Source organism: Cyclobacteriaceae bacterium, from assembly GCA_030584025.1.
GTDB lineage: Bacteria > Bacteroidota > Bacteroidia > Cytophagales > Cyclobacteriaceae > UBA2336.
Genome location: CP129487.1, coordinates 366,899 through 381,866, shown reverse-complemented (window position 1 = coordinate 381,866; position 14,968 = coordinate 366,899). Strand labels below are relative to the sequence as shown.

Genomic DNA, 14,968 nt, shown 5'->3' with positions numbered 1-14,968 from the left:
GTTTACGTCAGGTCTTTGGTAAAGGTAAGCTTAGCAGTGGGTTGTGCGCCCAGGCGCAGCTTAAAGTCGAGCAGCGAAAAGTTGGGTTGATTCTCCACCGCGGAAGTTCCCAAATCCAACAGCCGGATTCCGTGTTGTTGGCACCAACCATACATACCATCGATCAACATCACCACCGGGCTCCAGGCATCGTACCGTGAATGATGGGCTGAATAAAAGTTATACAAAATATCATCGGCAACACGAATGGCAATGCTCGCGGCTGCGCGTTCGTATCCTTTCATCACTTCAAAAAAAATAAACTGATCAGGAAAAACTTCGACTGTACGTTCCATCATTACCTGTGTCATGGATAGCGAGTAACCCTTTTCTTTGCGTGCATTCAGAATAAATTGAAAAATCTCATCAACGGGATTTACTGTGGCAGATGCAAATACAAATTCAGCCTCACGGGCTTGTTTCAATTTCCGAACCTCCCAATCGTCCATTTTTGTTTCGAGTGATTCATGCGTAACAGATATTACTGCACCGGCTTCAGCTGCCTGAATGCGGTAGCCCGCATTGCTCAGTAGTACGTGTAACAATTGCAGCTGATCCGGTTGATAATCCGTAGCTGGATTGGTGTACGTAACCGATGTAACTCCCGATGACGTTAACGAATCCTCAACAAAACCAATAAACCGAAATAACATTTCAGGAGGCAGTGAGGTACTCCAAACAAAAGAACCAAAGGATGCCTTAAGCGGGCTTACAGCAACCTGGCCATTGATATGAACATGAACGATTCCAACAATGGTTTTATGTTTTTGATTGAGGACATAAAAAGATCGCCATCCGGATTCGGCTTGCAATTTCAAATGTCGCTCATCGTGAAAGATATAGGTTTTAACGTCTGCGCGATAATCGGCAGCGGGAGGCTTATCCGTAAACAGAAAATCATTCAATACGGAATGCCAATTTTCTTGTAGACAAAATGCATCAGCCAGGCCGGACCAATCAACAAAAACTGGAGGTCTTTAAAAAAGGAAGGCTTTTTTCCCTCAACCTTATGTCCGTAAAACTGACCGATCCAAGCCAACACAAAAATGCCAAGACACACCGCCCAAAGTGGGGCAATATTTAGTTGTACGATATAGTTAACGCCAAATAAACAAAGCGCGGAGAACAGCATCATGCCCAGGCTTAACGGTATAGAGAGTGTTACGTAATATACAATAGCCAACACCAACACTACTGTTGCCCAGTTGGCATACGGATTCGCACCTAAAAAATTCTGCACCACACCCGATGGAATGGAGGCCACTAATCCCACCACGCTAAAAAAAATCAAAGGCACACAAATCCAATGAATCGCTTTGTTGGTTTCATTCTGGTGACTTTCACCATATTCTGAAAGCAGGGCATCAATTCTTCTCATGGCATTTTGGAATTAGTGGTTGAAGTTAATCATCTGTTTACAATCCTCAAATTTAGCTAAGCTTGGTTTTTACCCGTGCCCAGTCTTTAATCTGCCAAAACACTTTTCCGGTAGTCAGGTGGTTGCCTTTTATATCGTGAATTTTTACCTCACAGGGAATAATCACGGATTCCTGAGTTTGAAGTGGTTTAATAACCTGGTCGTCCAGCCATTCTTTTGAAATGGTGAACTCAGCCGTTGCATCCATTTTACCCTGGTAGTGATAATCCATTTCCAGGCGCTGCATAATAATCCGGTACTTCTTCATATCCAGGCTGCTGAGCAAAAGAAAGCCGGTAGTAAACTCTGAAATGGTAGCCAACCCACAGGCATGCAATCCACGAATGTGATTGAAGTTGCTTCTTTTATAGGGCATCAAGGTTTTTAACCGATAATCTTCAACAGACAGTACCTTGAATCCATGTGGTTTATTGAACGGGATCATCCGTGCAAGCGACCAGTTAAGCAGGCTTAAATAAAACGCAGATGTTTTTGCTTTTTGGAGAATTTCTTCGGGGCTGAACATGGGTACAATTCTTTAGTTGAATTAAAGATAAAGCTTTTGAAACCGAAACCCGTGTATTCCGTTAGCAGAATTTAATACCGCTTCAGCCCACCTCAACCACCTTTTCTTAACTCATTTAATATTTCAATTCTCCATCATGAAAAAGCGATTTTCATTTGTTGATGTATTGATCATGATTCCCGCAATTGCTGCCTTGCTCTATGGGATTATAGGATAAGGCTGTATTTTGCAGGATGATGAAAAAAATTATTGTACTGGGCGCAGGACTCGTTGGAAAAGCCATCGCCCTGGATCTTGCTCCCGCTTTCGAAGTTACTTCCGTAGACATTAATGATGAGTCGCTGCAGGCCTTGCAGGCGCAAGGTGTAAAAACACAAAAAGCAGATTTGTCCGATCAGGCGTTGCTTGCGGAGTTGATAAAACCCTTTGACCTCGTTGTAGGTGCAGTACCGGGTTTCATGGGCTATCAAACCGTAAAAACTGTTATTGAAGCCGGCAAAAACATGGTAGATATTTCATTTTTTCCGGAAGATCCGTTTTTACTGGATGAACTGGCAAAAAAGAGTAACGTAACCATTGTTACGGATTGTGGTGTGGCACCCGGCATGGGCAACATCATTTTAGGATATCATAACAGCCGCATGAAAATTTCGCACTACGAGTGCCTGGTGGGCGGATTACCCGTTGTGCGTGAATGGCCGTATGAATATAAAGCGGTGTTTTCACCGATTGATGTGATTGAAGAATATGTACGACCAGCACGTTACGTACAAAACGGAGACGTAGTTGTCAGAGAAGCCCTTTCCGATCCGGAGCTGATTCATTTCGATGGTGTGGGCACGTTGGAGTCCTGGAATTCAGATGGGTTGCGTTCCTTAATTAAAACCATGCCGAATATTCCGAACATGATTGAGAAGACATTACGCTATCCGGGGTGTATTGAATATTTGCGTGTGCTTCGCGAAACCGGCTTCTTCTCGTATGAGGAAATAGACGTAAAAGGAGTAAAAATCCGCCCAATTGACCTTACCGCGAAACTGCTCTTTCCGAAATGGAAGCTAAAACCCGGAGAAGAAGAATTTACCGTGATGCGCATTCGCATTGCCGGAGAAGAAAAAGACAAACAAAAAACCTATCAATACAACCTCCTCGACCGCACTGAAAAATCAACGGGTACGCTTTCCATGGCGCGCACTACCGGGTATACGTGTACAGCGGCCGTTCACCTGGTTGCCCATGAAGCGTTCAACCGCAAGGGCATTTGCCCGCCTGAATACCTGGGCGAGGAAGAGGCGCATTTTCAATTTGTATTGAAGTACCTGAAAGAGAGAAATGTTCACTACTCGGTAACGGAATAAACCCAAATCCTTCATTTTCAGGGAAAGCTGAAATTTCTATCTTGCCCTCTTGAACCCGAACGGCATGACAGAAAAAAAACAGGCTACACTGCTTCAGGCGCTTATCCCCATTCTGGCACTCATTGCCCTTCTTTTCCTAAATGTGATAGTGTTCGGCTCGGATGCGATTGGTGGCGCCAATCAAATTGTGTTGTTGCTGGCGGCCGGAGTGGCCGGATTAGTTGCGTGGCAGTTGGGCTATACGTATGAAGAAATCAACGACAGCATTGTGCGGAGCATCAGCTCGGCCATGGCGGCCATCATCATCTTACTCACCATCGGTTCACTTTCGGGCACCTGGCTGCTCAGCGGCATTGTGCCGGCCATGATTTACTACGGACTAAAAATTTTAAACCCAACCATATTTCTTTTTGCGGCTGCCACCGTATGTGCTATTGTTTCTGTAGCCACTGGCAGTTCGTGGTCAACCATTGCCACAGTAGGCATTGCACTTTTGGGTATCGGTCAGGCGCTTGATTTACCCGAAGGTGTAGTAGCAGGCGCCATTATATCGGGTGCATACTTTGGTGATAAGATGTCGCCTTTATCAGACACAACAAACCTGGCACCGGCCATGGCCGGCACCGACTTGTTTACGCACATCCGCTACATGGCGTACACCACGGTTCCCTCACTTATCATTACATTAATCATTTTTTTGGTGTGGGGTTTTACCTTCGATACGGCAGCAACACAAACCGATTCCAACGAAGTACTGGTTGCCCTGGAGTCGGCTTTTAACCTCACACCGTGGTTATTTGTAGTACCTGCCCTCGTAATCTTTATGATCATCAAACGTGTGCCGGCCGCCCCTGCATTATTGATAGGTGCACTGTTGGGCGGACTGTTCGCAGTAATTTTTCAACCGAACGTGGTTAACCAGGTTTCGGGCATTGAAGGCGATTACGTGAAATCATCTTTTGTTGCCGTGATGAATGCATTATCGACTACCATTCATGTGCAAACAGATAATGCAGAAATTAATGATTTACTTACCGGAAAAGGCATGTACGGTATGCTTAACACGGTATGGCTGATTATCTGTGCGATGATTTTTGGCGGGGTAATGGAATCGTGCGGCTTGCTGAAACGCATTGCCGATGAGATTATCCGGTTCGCCAAATCAACCGGATCGTTAGTTACCTCTACAGCTGCTACGTGCTTGTTTTTTAATGTTACTGCATCCGATCAATACATGGCCATTGCTGTACCCGGTCGCATGTATGCTGATACCTATCGCAAGCGTGGCCTGAAGCCCGAAGTGCTAAGCCGGACATTGGAGGACTCCGGAACGGTTACCTCAGTACTGGTTCCGTGGAATACGTGTGGGGCAACGCAATCGGGTGTGCTGGGTATTGCCACGGCCGTATACGCCCCGTATACATTTTTTTGTATCATCAGTCCGCTGATGACGATTTTATTTGCGTACTTGAATATTAAGATCAGGAGATTGGATGACGAGCCCGAAAAACCCGCAGCATAATGGTACGGTAACGATCTCGCATGAAGAGATAAGCTCCTTGCCACTGAAAGCATTCAAGGGCAAGATCATTCTCCTTCAGGAAGAAGCGAAGCTGGCCAAAGCGTTTGATGAAATTAAAGAGCACGAAGCCATTGGTTTCGATACGGAGACCCGTCCGAGTTTTAAAAAGGGTGTTATTCACAAAGTATCGCTTTTACAAATAGCTATCCCCGAAAAGGTATTTCTGGTTCGGCTAAACCAAACCGGTATGGCCAGGCCCATTGTTGACTTTCTGGAAAATGATGTGGTTCAAAAAGCAGGCATCGGCATTCGCGATGATGTAAAAGCCCTCAACCGATTAGCCCGTTTTCAGCCAGGTGGGTTTACTGAATTATCAACACTTGCACGTCAGGCAGGTTTACAGGTTGAAAGCGTAAAAAAACTTGCCGCACTCTTACTGGGTTTTCGTATTTCAAAAGCGGCACAAACATCCAACTGGGAAGCTGCCACGCTAACCAAAAAACAATTAGAGTATGCCGCTACGGATGCATGGGTGTGTTTGGAGATTTATAGAAAGCTGAGATCTTAGTTTGTTCGGGCAACGACCAGGGGAGCCAAGACTACAGCCAGGTTTATCCGGATTTAGTTTGGAATTAAGTTTTTCTTCAAGTTTCCACATTCTATTTGTGCTCTAAATAGAAGTCATCTCAAAAATACCTCTTATGTCAGGTTGAGCTTGTCGAAACCGGTTTGGTAATTCGAAATAGCCTTCGACAAGCTCAGGCTGACATTTGAAACTGATTTTTGAGATGGCCTCTATATAGTTGAATATCCCCTGTAACATTTTAAATGGTCGCGTATCTAAAGACCAAATTAAAACTGAACAGCTATGGGACAATTCCTAATCTTACTGATTTTCTTGTTGGGTGCAGTGTGTGTAAACGCACAATCGCTTTATGTGAAAACCTTTGGCAACCCAACGGACCGGCCTGTAATTTATCTGCATGGCGGTCCCGGTGGAAGCATACTTGACTTTGAAATAACCACTGCGGAAAAGTTAGCCGCACAAGGATTTTTTGTGATTGCCTACGACCGCAGAGGCGAAGGCCGATCAGAAGATGACCAGGCACTATTTACCTATGAGCAAACCGTGAACGACCTGAATGATTTGTACAGTCAGTACAATCTCAAAACGGCCACTTTACTGGGGCACAGCTTTGGAGGTATAGTGGGCGCACTCTATGCAGAACGTTTTCCTGAAAAAACCGAACGTCTTATTTTGGCTGGCACTCCAGTTTCGTTACAGCAAAGTCTGAAAACCATTTTGCAATCGGTATCAACTATTGCTACAAGTAAGGGAGACTCAACGCTATTGCAGCAGGTTAACCGGGTGAAGAGCTTTGATACAGCATCAATCTATTATAGCTCAGGGTGCTTCATGCTGGCTATGCAAAACGGATTGTACACCGCAAAAAATCCAAGTGCATCTGCCACGAAACTATTCACCGACTTGCAAAACAATGAACTGCTTAAGGATTACACTTCATTCATTACTGCTAACAACTATAAAACGGTGTTAAATCCAACCATGGGCTTTTGGAAGAATGAGTCGTACACATTAATCGACATTTCAGAAAAAATTAAATCGCTGAAAGAAAAAGGTGTAGCTGTTTATGGTATTTATGGAAAAGATGATGGCCTGTTCGATACAACACACATACGCAGCATTCAGGATATTATCGGTTGTGAAAATAGATTTGCCTGGCTTGAAAACTGTTCGCACGGAGTTTTTATTGACCAACAGGAAGTATTTTTAGAGCTTCTAAAGAACTGGATCAGGTAATGGATTTTGAAACCTTATACCGTTTGTACTGGGGTAAAATCTTCAGGGTGTGCATGGGCTATGTTGGCGATCGCGATTTGGCACAAGACATTGCACAGGACACATTTGTTATTGTGTGGCAGCAACTGTCATCATTCAGAAATGAATCGAACATCGGCACATGGATATATCGCATCGCCACCAATAACTGCCTGAGGCAGCTGGAAAAACAAAAACGATCAACGCACCAGGAATTGTCGCACCACCTGCCAGAAGAGAAACAACAAGACCTTGAGCCACAGATTCAATTACTCTATCAGTTCATAGCCGAGCTTCCTGAAATTGACCGCATTATTATTTCGCTTGAGCTTGAAGATGTTAAGCAAGCCGAAATAGCACAAATCGTAGGGCTTTCGGAAAGTAACATTCGGGTAAAAATCCATCGCATAAAAGAACGCTTGAATAAAAGATTTAAGGAACATGGAGAATAATATCGATTTAAAAGCATTATGGACACGACAGCCCGTTCCAGGTGCCGATAAAGAAGCGCTGTTAGTTAAGTTGAGTAAGCTGCGTGCAGAAAAGCGCAGAAGCTTGATTTGGGCAAACGTATGCCTTATTCCTACGGCTCTATTTGTAGTTTGGGTATGGGTTTATTATCAACCCGAGTACACATCTACGAAAGTCGGCATTGTGTTGGTTGTAACTGCCATTGCTATGTTTCTGATTGTAAGTAACAAGCTCATTCCTTTGTATAAAGCTTTGAACACAGCCCAGCTAAACAGCACCTACCTGGATGATTTGTTGCAGATCAGGCAACGTGAACAGTTTATACAAACCACCATAACAAACTTATACTTCCTCATGCTTTCGGCAGGATTGATGTTGTACCTCTATGAATATGCTTCACGCATGGGATTGACGGGCATGCTTATTAGCTATGCAATAACCGCAGGCTGGATTGCCTTCACTTGGTTTTACTTTCGACCAAAACAAATCAAAAAAAACAGACAAAAGATCGATGATATTATTCGTCACCTGCAGGAAATTAAAAATCAGTTGGGAGAAAATCCGTTAAGCTGATGCCTCCTCGTTTGCGATGCGAAACAGTAGTGTCGGATGATCAACCCGCATCCGCTCAAGTTTGTTTAATAGTTCATCTCTTATTCGTAAGGGACATATTACTTTCATTACATTTTCTTGCGAAAATTTCTGGCCAGAAATACGTAATCCGTTTGCTTTTACAAGCCGCATGATTTCCGGCATGGCTGCATAACTATACCGGATTTCAAGAACCTCACTAACCTCCTCTTCGATGATAATTGCATTGGCCAATGCATCCGCGGCTGCCGCCCGATACGCACCAATCAACCCACCAACGCCCAACTTCACCCCACCGAAATACCGCACCACTACAATTAAAATGTTGGTTAGGTCATACGACCGGATCTGACCCAAAATCGGATCACCGGCAGAGTGATTAGGTTCACCATCATCAAATGTGCGAAATTTCTGCTTTTCGGGACCTAACATCCAGGCAAAACAATGATGACGGGCATCAAAATATTTCTTTCTTAGGCCTTCCAGCTTTTCACGGATTTCAGCTTCTGAGCGCACCGGATAGGCAAATGCAAGGAATTTGCTCCCCTTTTCCTTGTAGGAGCCGGTAGATGGCTCCTGAATTGTTTTGAATGAAAACGGCTGATTGTGCAACGTTATGCCCTCATTTTGCGTCAAAGAAAGGTAACTCATAAAGCCGATGCAACCTTTTGGTTAACCGGTAGTCTGTTAGACTGTAATCTGAAAATAAAGAACCATGAAAAAAGTATTACTCGCCCTGTTGGTGTTTGGCACCACCCTCGCCTTTGCTCAAAGTCGTGAAACCCGTAATGTCGATACCTTCAATAAGATTGCCTTCGGCTTGCCCGGAAAGGCCATTGTTACACAAGGCTCACCACAAAAGGTTGAATTGGAAGGCAGCAAGGATGTGCTTGAGCGTGCTGATGTGTATGTAGAAGGCGGCAAACTGGTGATCCGCTCCAAAGATCGCTGGGGCGACTGGAACTGGGGACGTGATGAACGCATTACCGTATACATTACAGTTAAGGATATTAATGCACTAAGCGTAAGCGGATCGGGCGACCTGGAAGCACGAACAAAAATTACAACCGGTGATCTTGATTTGAAAGTAAGCGGAAGCGGCTCACTCCGCGCAGAAATTGAAGCAAACAATGTTGACGCGAGTGTTTCAGGCTCCGGGGCAATTGTACTTCGTGGCGCCTGCAACAATATGGAAAGTAACATCAGTGGCTCGGGCGATGTAGAGGCTACCATTAAAGTTGCCAACAAACTGGATGTGAGCATCTCAGGTTCTGGCAAGTTGGTGGCCAGCGGAAGTGCCACTTTAGTGAAGACCACCATCAGCGGCTCAGGTCGTGTGCGCGCTGCCGATTTAGAGGCCAATACCTGTGATGTGAAAATTGCCGGATCAGGCAGTGTGGAAATAAACGTGAAGACTGAACTGAATGCCAATATCAGCGGTAGTGGAAGTGTTAGCTACAAAGGCAATCCAAATCATGTGAACGCCAATTCGAGTGGAAGTGGTAAGGTGCGGAAGATCTCTTGATTTAAGCCGTAGAATTTAGATTTAAGATTTTAGCGGGGGCTTCGGTCCCCGCTTTTTTTTAAGTAATCTTTCCTTAAAAAATTTACGATTGCCGATTAACGATTTTGGATTTTAGATGTACACTTCTGAAATCAAAAATCAATAATCCTTGTTCATAAATCAGAACTTTACGATTGGCAAGCATAAGCTTAATCGTGCTTCAGCAATCCTTTCACAATAAAAAATTGTGCTGCGATGTAGGTGAGCATGATCCAGATACCTGCGCCCTCAATTGGCTCAAGAAATTTGTTGATCGCTAAAATCGAATCTGAAACCATGAACAAGATAGCGCCACCAAACACATAAGCAAAACTCGATGCGTTTGTTCGACCAAACCGAAACAAGGCGTTCAGCACCATTACGGTTAATACACCGGCATAGATCAAAACCGGAACCGTGAGTCCACCTAAATTCGGATAAAGAATTATAACCAACCCCGTTCCAAATAAAATAATCGGAAAAGCAAACCGGATGCGTTGAAGGCCTTGTAACGCATTGGTCTCATCTTCATTGCGAAACTGACGAAACGTAAAAATGTAAAACACATGTGCCAGCAGAAATGAACCGAGGCCCAACATGAAATACAAATCACCGGTGCCCATTAATAACACATCGCCACCCCATGAAAAAATCAAAGCTGCGAGCAACATGATTGAGAGCGGTTGATTTTTATTACGCGATGATGCGATATACCATACCGTCAATAAAATCAGCAACAAGGGTTTACTTATCAACCGTACATCCGGCCAATTGAATACATGTGCCGATAGTTCCGCCAGTGAAGCAATGCCAAACAAAGTCAAAAAAAGAGTCCTCATGGTTGTGGCGTTTGTTCTTTTGCTTTCCGGATGTGGCGTTGCCAATGAATGATGAGGTAACAAAAAGCAACAAAACACAGCAGGGAGCAGGTAACGAAGGTCGTGAAAAAGTTGGTAGGATTATTAGCGATAATTAATCCGCTTGAAAAGGCTCCAATACCAATGCCCATCTCCATAAATATATACAGACTGGAAATTCCCCTTCCCTTGTGTTTTTCATCACTCAAATCCGTTGCCCACGCCAGCAACGTGGGTGATGTCATGCCGTGCGCTGCACCGTATAGGGTAATGGCAATCATCAAGTCGCGTTGTGTTTCACCAACCGCCAGCAACGCCATCGCTACCGTGCATAGCATCGATGAGATCATCAGGATTCGTCTTCTTCCATACCGATCAGACGCGCGCCCTGCAATCAGGCGAACCGATAAGGACGCCACAGTTAAAAAACCAAACAGCAATCCTTTGTTTTTAATCCCTACCGATTCACCGAAATCAGGGATTACCGTAAACACCGCACCATACGAATAAGCCGTAAGCAACATCACGATGCACGTTACCAACACCCGCGGCTCCAGCAAATCGCGTTTGTGAATTTTGAACACTTCGGTAGTAAAGCCCTTACGTTCGGTTAAAGTTTCTTTCACACCCATCACCACCAAAATAGACGCAATGGAAAACATGGATGATGTGTAAAACATGAAATCCAATCCGAAATTATTGGCTACCGCACCACCCACCACCGGGCCTGCAGCCATACCTACTGTACCAGCCGTACCAAGCAAGCCCATGGCTTCACCCCGTTTGTTGGCAGGAATAATATCCGACAAGTAGGCTGTAAGTCCGGTTGGTGTAAAGCCGGTTGAAAATCCATGAACGAGGCGTAACAACAAAAATCCGAATACCGTAGAGACCGCAGGATACATTAAGCTGGCAAAGCAACACACCAACGAACCCACAATCATCACCGACTTGCGGCCAACCTTATCGGCCATTTTACCGCTGAATGGGCGCGAAACCATGGCGGTAACGGTGAATAATGAAATGATTAGTCCTTTGTACTCTGGCCCACCCAGACTGGTTAGGTATGCCGGTAGTTCCGGAATGAGCATATTGAAACTCGCAAAGAATAGCAGCGAGCTTACACAAAGCATCCAGAACTGGCGGTTGTAAACGGAATTACTTTTCACTTTCGGGAGCGAGTAAACGATCTAAGTCTTGGTGAATAAGCGAACTACTGGGCCGTCTTGCATCCAGGTTTACGTAATTACCTTGCTTGTCGATCAGAATGTAACGTGGAATTTTATCTACCGAGAATAATTTTGCCGCATCCGAGTTTGATCCGATCCGAAAGTGATGCGTCATAAAGGTCCGGTCAATGTTATACTTCTTTATTGCCTTTTTCCATGCATCAATGTCATCATCAAGAGAGAGGTAAACAAAAGCTATTCTTCCTTTATATTTATCAACTAACTCCATTGAACTCGGCATTTCACGCAAGCACGGTCCGCACCAACTGGCCCAAAAGTCAATATATATCGGGCGCATGCCGCGATTGGCTTCTAAAAAGCGGTTAAACTTTTCCTCGTCTTCCTTTCCGCTGAAATACTTTTCCTTTTCAGCCACCATATAATCTTTAAACTGAAGAGATAAGGGCATGGATTTTTCCAAGTCGGCCACAATAGATTCCTCAAGAGGTGTTGCTTTCAGTACATTGTACGTATCCCAAAAGGTAGAATCGTATTCAATGGAAAACAATTCTTCACGGCCAGGTTCCCGACCTTTGAATGGTTTAAACCCTTTTGTTATAATATCGGTGGTGATTAGTTCAAGGTGATGATTGTGCATAAAATTTCCACGCATCTGAAGAGTTTTACCCTCCTTCATGGAGTGATACAAAAAATACTTACCATTTACTTTTTTATAAATAGCGAACGATTGCAACGTATCAATTTGTGATATGCGTGAATGTTCTGTCTTTACAATGGCATAATCTTTTGTGCCGATATACAACGTCCCCTCCTGACTATTCCTCCATGGAATTCCTGTGCTCAACAAGGTGCTGTCGCGTTTCCATTGATACTGGATTACATACACCTGCTCACCATCATATTCGGTTATTCCGTCCAATGTAAAAGCATATCCCTTCAGATTTGTACGGAGGTTGCTCACGTTCTGCGGACTAAGCATCGTTAACATAGAGGCCGAACTCTTTGTTTGGTACGCTACCGGGTCGGCAGCCATAATAGAATACAGCGCAATGGGCACATGACCACTGGCCACTTTTGTATTGTCATAACTTCTGCGTAGCTGGTTTACCCGAACTTCTTCCTTCCATCCCGGAAAGGGTTGTTGCACTTTATAGCCCTTACGTTTGTACACTTCGGCTGCGGCCTCAATCAACCGGCCGTACACGGAATCATCTTTACAGTAATGGCGGTAAAACGTTTGATAAACGAATGGCTTGGTGTAATAATTTCGTTTTACATTACGAAAGGCCCTGCGTACAATTCCTTCCGGAGATAAATCGCGATCAAAAACCACCACATTTTTCAACATGGTTTTTGATTGATTCATGGAAACGTCAAGGCGTGCTTCCGGATTTTTAATCACTTCATTGTCGTACCCAACACATGAAATTTTTAATGCATACTCCTTCGAACGAAACGTTGCCGGTACGCGCAGCGTAAAGTACCCATCGGCATTGGTACTGGTTCCGATAGTTGAACCTAAAATACCAACAGAAGCATATTGTACCGCTTCCTTTGTTACCGCATCTGTAACACGGCCTTCAATAATAATAGTGCTTGCCGACTGCGCCAGCGCACTTAACGAGAACATCCAAAGCAAGAGGGAAAGACATTGGCGCATTTAGTTGTTTATTTGGTTACTGAATCTTCCTGCATGCTTAACAAAAAGCCTTTTATAAAATCTTCCAGGTCACCATCCAGCACGTTTTGCGCATCGGTTCGTTCAACACCGGTGCGGGCATCCTTCACCAGCTTATACGGATGCAGCACATAGTTTCGTATCTGCGAACCAAAATCAATTTTCATTTTACCTGCCTCAATCTTGTCGCGCTCAGCATGGCGCTTCTCCATCTCAAGCTGATACAGTTTTGATTTCAACATTTGCATGGCCCGTTCGCGGTTGGCGTGTTGCGAACGTTCCACCTGGCACACAATAACAATGCCTGTTGGCTTGTGCGTTAGCTGCACTTTGGTTTCCACCTTGTTCACGTTCTGCCCACCGGCACCACCCGAACGCGAAGTTTGAATTTCAACATCAGCCGGGTTCACTTCAATGTTGATGCTATCATCCACTTTCGGGTATACAAACACAGAAGCAAACGAGGTGTGTCTACGCTGATTGGAATCAAAAGGGGAAATACGCACCAACCGATGCACCCCGATTTCAGATTTTAACTTTCCGTAAGCAAACGGTCCATCTATTTCCAATGAAGCCGATTTGATACCCGCTACTTCACCGGGTTGATAATCAATCTGTGAAACGGTGTAACCGCTCTTCTCACCCCACATAATATACATGCGGTTGAGCATGTCGGCCCAGTCGTTGCTTTCCGTTCCCCCGGCACCGGGGTTTATTTCAACAATGGCACTGAGCTGATCTTCTTCGCGGCTCAGCATCTTTTTGAATTCCAGTTCTTCTACCGCGCGCTCGGCCTTTTTGTATTCCAGGTCGAGTTCTTCTTCGCCTACATCACCGGCTTCATGAAATTCATTAAGCACTTCCAGGTCGTCAATAAGTTTCTGCACGCGCTCATAGGAGTCGGTCCAGACTTTCTTGGCCCGTAAATTTTTCAAGGTAACTTCAGCCTGTTTCGGATTATTCCAGAAATCGGCTTGCTGGGTAATGAGTTCTTCGTCTTTTACTTCGATGATCTTACGATCGTAGTCAAAGATACCTCCTTAAAGCCGAGGTGCGCGCTTTCAAGTCTTTCAGTTGTTCTGAAGTCATGGCTATGGGTTTAAAAATCGGGCAAATATACTCAAAAGCTGGCTGCGGACGGGCAGTTCAGGGCTTTTAGTTTTTTTTGCGAATAAGATTTAGTGGGGCAATTTTTAGAATTAAAAAAATAGGATAGCTTCGTTTAAAGATTTACCTAAAACCCTCTCCCTCCGGGAGCAATTTGTACTGCTATGGAGTCCCTGCGTCAGTTTGTGAAACACTGTATGTTGTTTCAAACCAAAGAATTTATAAACATCGTGTTCGGTATTGTGGGCTGGCTTAGTTTTTTTGCTTTTGCGTATGCCGTCTATAACCTGATCATGCTGGAAACTTAACGGATGAAGATTTCAAAAACCTCAACCACGGCCCATTTTGTAAACCTGAAGCGCAATACCAAGGCAATACCGTATGCGCTGGAGCAGACCTATACACACTTGGTTGGCCTGCTTGAGCCTTACCAGGAGCATTTTGAGGTGAAAGCCAATACGGATGTTCATTTTGAATTATGGACCAATCATGTATTCAGGAGTAATGGACTCAATGCCAAATACAAAAAGGGGCTGATGTTTGCCGCAGTGGTTGTGTTTAAAAAATTTGTGAGTCTATATTTTTATCCGCTTTATGTAAGCAAGTCCTTGAAAGAAAACCTGAGTGATGAGCTTAAGCCTTTCCTTACGGGAGAAAGTTGCTTTCATTTCAAAACCCTTGAAGAAATTCCATTGTCAGAATTGCATAAGCTTATTGATGATGGGTTTGTGTTTTATAAGGAGCAAGGGTGGGTGAAACGGTGATTTCAAAAGTTATTAGTCATTATTACAAGGGGAGTACGACCGATACAAATTGTGTGATGGAGCCA

General features: G+C 44.3%; 17 protein-coding genes. 9 read left to right on the top strand and 8 right to left on the bottom strand.

What is annotated here, in order from left to right:
- Window positions 1-2 precede the first annotated feature (2 nt).
- From QY309_01855 to QY309_01845, 3 genes are read right to left on the bottom strand one after another with little or no spacing between them, the layout of a single operon-like run.
- The gene (locus QY309_01855; protein ID WKZ60231.1) at window positions 3-944 is read right to left on the bottom strand and encodes a GNAT family N-acetyltransferase; all 942 of its coding nucleotides are present in this window, start codon (window positions 942-944) and stop codon (window positions 3-5) included.
- The gene (locus tag QY309_01850; protein ID WKZ60230.1) at window positions 941-1,417 is read right to left on the bottom strand and encodes a DUF962 domain-containing protein; all 477 of its coding nucleotides are present in this window, start codon (window positions 1,415-1,417) and stop codon (window positions 941-943) included. Before QY309_01850 ends, QY309_01855 begins: the two co-directional genes overlap by 4 nt.
- 52 nt (window positions 1,418-1,469) lie before the next feature.
- The gene (locus QY309_01845; protein ID WKZ60229.1) at window positions 1,470-1,982 is read right to left on the bottom strand and encodes a DUF4442 domain-containing protein; all 513 of its coding nucleotides are present in this window, start codon (window positions 1,980-1,982) and stop codon (window positions 1,470-1,472) included.
- Window positions 1,983-2,215: 233 nt separating this feature from the next.
- On the opposite strand from QY309_01845, the gene QY309_01840 reads away from it, so the two are divergent.
- The 6 genes from QY309_01840 (at window position 2,216) to QY309_01815 (ending at window position 7,746) form a co-directional block, all read left to right on the top strand.
- Entirely contained in the window at window positions 2,216-3,340 is a 1,125-nt protein-coding gene (locus QY309_01840; protein ID WKZ60228.1) for a saccharopine dehydrogenase C-terminal domain-containing protein, read from the top strand.
- 64 nt (window positions 3,341-3,404) lie between these two features.
- Entirely contained in the window at window positions 3,405-4,862 is a 1,458-nt protein-coding gene (gene nhaC / locus QY309_01835; GenBank protein ID WKZ60227.1) for a Na+/H+ antiporter NhaC, read from the top strand.
- On the top strand, window positions 4,834-5,430 hold the full coding sequence (locus QY309_01830) for a 3'-5' exonuclease (GenBank protein WKZ60226.1): 597 nt from the start codon (window positions 4,834-4,836) through the stop codon (window positions 5,428-5,430). Before nhaC ends, QY309_01830 begins: the two co-directional genes overlap by 29 nt.
- A gap of 300 nt (window positions 5,431-5,730) precedes the next feature.
- Complete coding sequence (locus QY309_01825; GenBank protein ID WKZ60225.1) at window positions 5,731-6,684, top strand: alpha/beta hydrolase; 954 nt, start codon at window positions 5,731-5,733, stop codon at window positions 6,682-6,684.
- The gene (locus QY309_01820; protein WKZ60224.1) at window positions 6,684-7,154 is read left to right on the top strand and encodes an RNA polymerase sigma factor; all 471 of its coding nucleotides are present in this window, start codon (window positions 6,684-6,686) and stop codon (window positions 7,152-7,154) included. Before QY309_01825 ends, QY309_01820 begins: the two co-directional genes overlap by 1 nt.
- Window positions 7,144-7,746, top strand: a complete 603-nt coding sequence (locus QY309_01815; protein WKZ60223.1) for a hypothetical protein — start codon at window positions 7,144-7,146, stop codon at window positions 7,744-7,746. The genes QY309_01820 and QY309_01815 overlap by 11 nt, the downstream gene beginning before the upstream one ends.
- Here QY309_01815 and QY309_01810 read toward each other — a convergent pair.
- Window positions 7,738-8,415 carry a YigZ family protein gene (locus QY309_01810; protein ID WKZ60222.1) on the bottom strand — a complete coding sequence of 226 codons (678 nt, stop codon included), beginning with the start codon at window positions 8,413-8,415 and terminating at the stop codon, window positions 7,738-7,740. The genes QY309_01815 and QY309_01810 overlap by 9 nt on opposite strands.
- Window positions 8,416-8,479: 64 nt before the next feature.
- Here QY309_01810 and QY309_01805 point away from each other — a divergent pair, with 64 nt between their 5' ends.
- Window positions 8,480-9,289 carry a head GIN domain-containing protein gene (locus QY309_01805; GenBank protein WKZ60221.1) on the top strand — a complete coding sequence of 270 codons (810 nt, stop codon included), beginning with the start codon at window positions 8,480-8,482 and terminating at the stop codon, window positions 9,287-9,289.
- A 188-nt stretch (window positions 9,290-9,477) separates the two neighbouring features.
- On the opposite strand, the gene QY309_01800 is transcribed toward QY309_01805, so the two are convergent.
- The 4 genes from QY309_01800 to prfB form a co-directional block, all read right to left on the bottom strand.
- Window positions 9,478-10,146, bottom strand: a complete 669-nt coding sequence (locus QY309_01800; protein ID WKZ60220.1) for a lysoplasmalogenase — start codon at window positions 10,144-10,146, stop codon at window positions 9,478-9,480.
- Window positions 10,143-11,333, bottom strand: coding sequence for an MFS transporter (locus QY309_01795; protein ID WKZ60219.1), 1,191 nt, complete (start codon window positions 11,331-11,333; stop codon window positions 10,143-10,145). The genes QY309_01800 and QY309_01795 overlap by 4 nt, the downstream gene beginning before the upstream one ends.
- Window positions 11,323-13,014 (bottom strand): thioredoxin-like domain-containing protein, encoded by a 1,692-nt coding sequence (locus tag QY309_01790; GenBank protein WKZ60218.1) that lies wholly within the window; start codon window positions 13,012-13,014, stop codon window positions 11,323-11,325. The genes QY309_01795 and QY309_01790 overlap by 11 nt, the downstream gene beginning before the upstream one ends.
- Window positions 13,015-13,022: 8 nt before the next feature.
- Window positions 13,023-14,121 (bottom strand): peptide chain release factor 2 gene (prfB, locus tag QY309_01785; GenBank protein WKZ60217.1). Its coding sequence is split into 2 segments (ribosomal slippage): window positions 13,023-14,060 and window positions 14,062-14,121, totalling 1,098 coding nucleotides; the frame shifts between segments, so codons are not numbered across the junction.
- Window positions 14,122-14,303: 182 nt separating this feature from the next.
- Here prfB and QY309_01780 point away from each other — a divergent pair.
- Together QY309_01780 and QY309_01775 are read left to right on the top strand one after the other, a co-directional pair.
- Window positions 14,304-14,447, top strand: a complete 144-nt coding sequence (locus tag QY309_01780; GenBank protein WKZ60216.1) for a hypothetical protein — start codon at window positions 14,304-14,306, stop codon at window positions 14,445-14,447.
- A gap of 3 nt (window positions 14,448-14,450) precedes the next feature.
- Complete coding sequence (locus QY309_01775; GenBank protein ID WKZ60215.1) at window positions 14,451-14,903, top strand: hypothetical protein; 453 nt, start codon at window positions 14,451-14,453, stop codon at window positions 14,901-14,903.
- The last annotated feature ends 65 nt before the right edge of the window (window positions 14,904-14,968 follow it).

Bases quoted from the DNA above. Each gene is read 5' to 3' on its own strand.
- QY309_01820 (WKZ60224.1), top strand. From the start codon at position 6,684: ATGGATTTTGAAACCTTATACCGTTTGTACTGGGGTAAAATCTTCAGG.
- QY309_01830 (WKZ60226.1), top strand. From the start codon at position 4,834: ATGACGAGCCCGAAAAACCCGCAGCATAATGGTACGGTAACGATCTCG.
- nhaC (WKZ60227.1), top strand. From the start codon at position 3,405: ATGACAGAAAAAAAACAGGCTACACTGCTTCAGGCGCTTATCCCCATT.
- QY309_01815 (WKZ60223.1), top strand. From the start codon at position 7,144: ATGGAGAATAATATCGATTTAAAAGCATTATGGACACGACAGCCCGTT.
- QY309_01845 (WKZ60229.1), bottom strand. From the start codon at position 1,982: ATGTTCAGCCCCGAAGAAATTCTCCAAAAAGCAAAAACATCTGCGTTT.
- QY309_01850 (WKZ60230.1), bottom strand. From the start codon at position 1,417: ATGAGAAGAATTGATGCCCTGCTTTCAGAATATGGTGAAAGTCACCAG.
- QY309_01775 (WKZ60215.1), top strand. From the start codon at position 14,451: ATGAAGATTTCAAAAACCTCAACCACGGCCCATTTTGTAAACCTGAAG.
- QY309_01825 (WKZ60225.1), top strand. From the start codon at position 5,731: ATGGGACAATTCCTAATCTTACTGATTTTCTTGTTGGGTGCAGTGTGT.
- QY309_01810 (WKZ60222.1), bottom strand. From the start codon at position 8,415: ATGAGTTACCTTTCTTTGACGCAAAATGAGGGCATAACGTTGCACAAT.
- QY309_01805 (WKZ60221.1), top strand. From the start codon at position 8,480: ATGAAAAAAGTATTACTCGCCCTGTTGGTGTTTGGCACCACCCTCGCC.
- QY309_01800 (WKZ60220.1), bottom strand. From the start codon at position 10,146: ATGAGGACTCTTTTTTTGACTTTGTTTGGCATTGCTTCACTGGCGGAA.
- QY309_01790 (WKZ60218.1), bottom strand. From the start codon at position 13,014: ATGCGCCAATGTCTTTCCCTCTTGCTTTGGATGTTCTCGTTAAGTGCG.
- QY309_01780 (WKZ60216.1), top strand. From the start codon at position 14,304: ATGGAGTCCCTGCGTCAGTTTGTGAAACACTGTATGTTGTTTCAAACC.
- QY309_01840 (WKZ60228.1), top strand. From the start codon at position 2,216: ATGATGAAAAAAATTATTGTACTGGGCGCAGGACTCGTTGGAAAAGCC.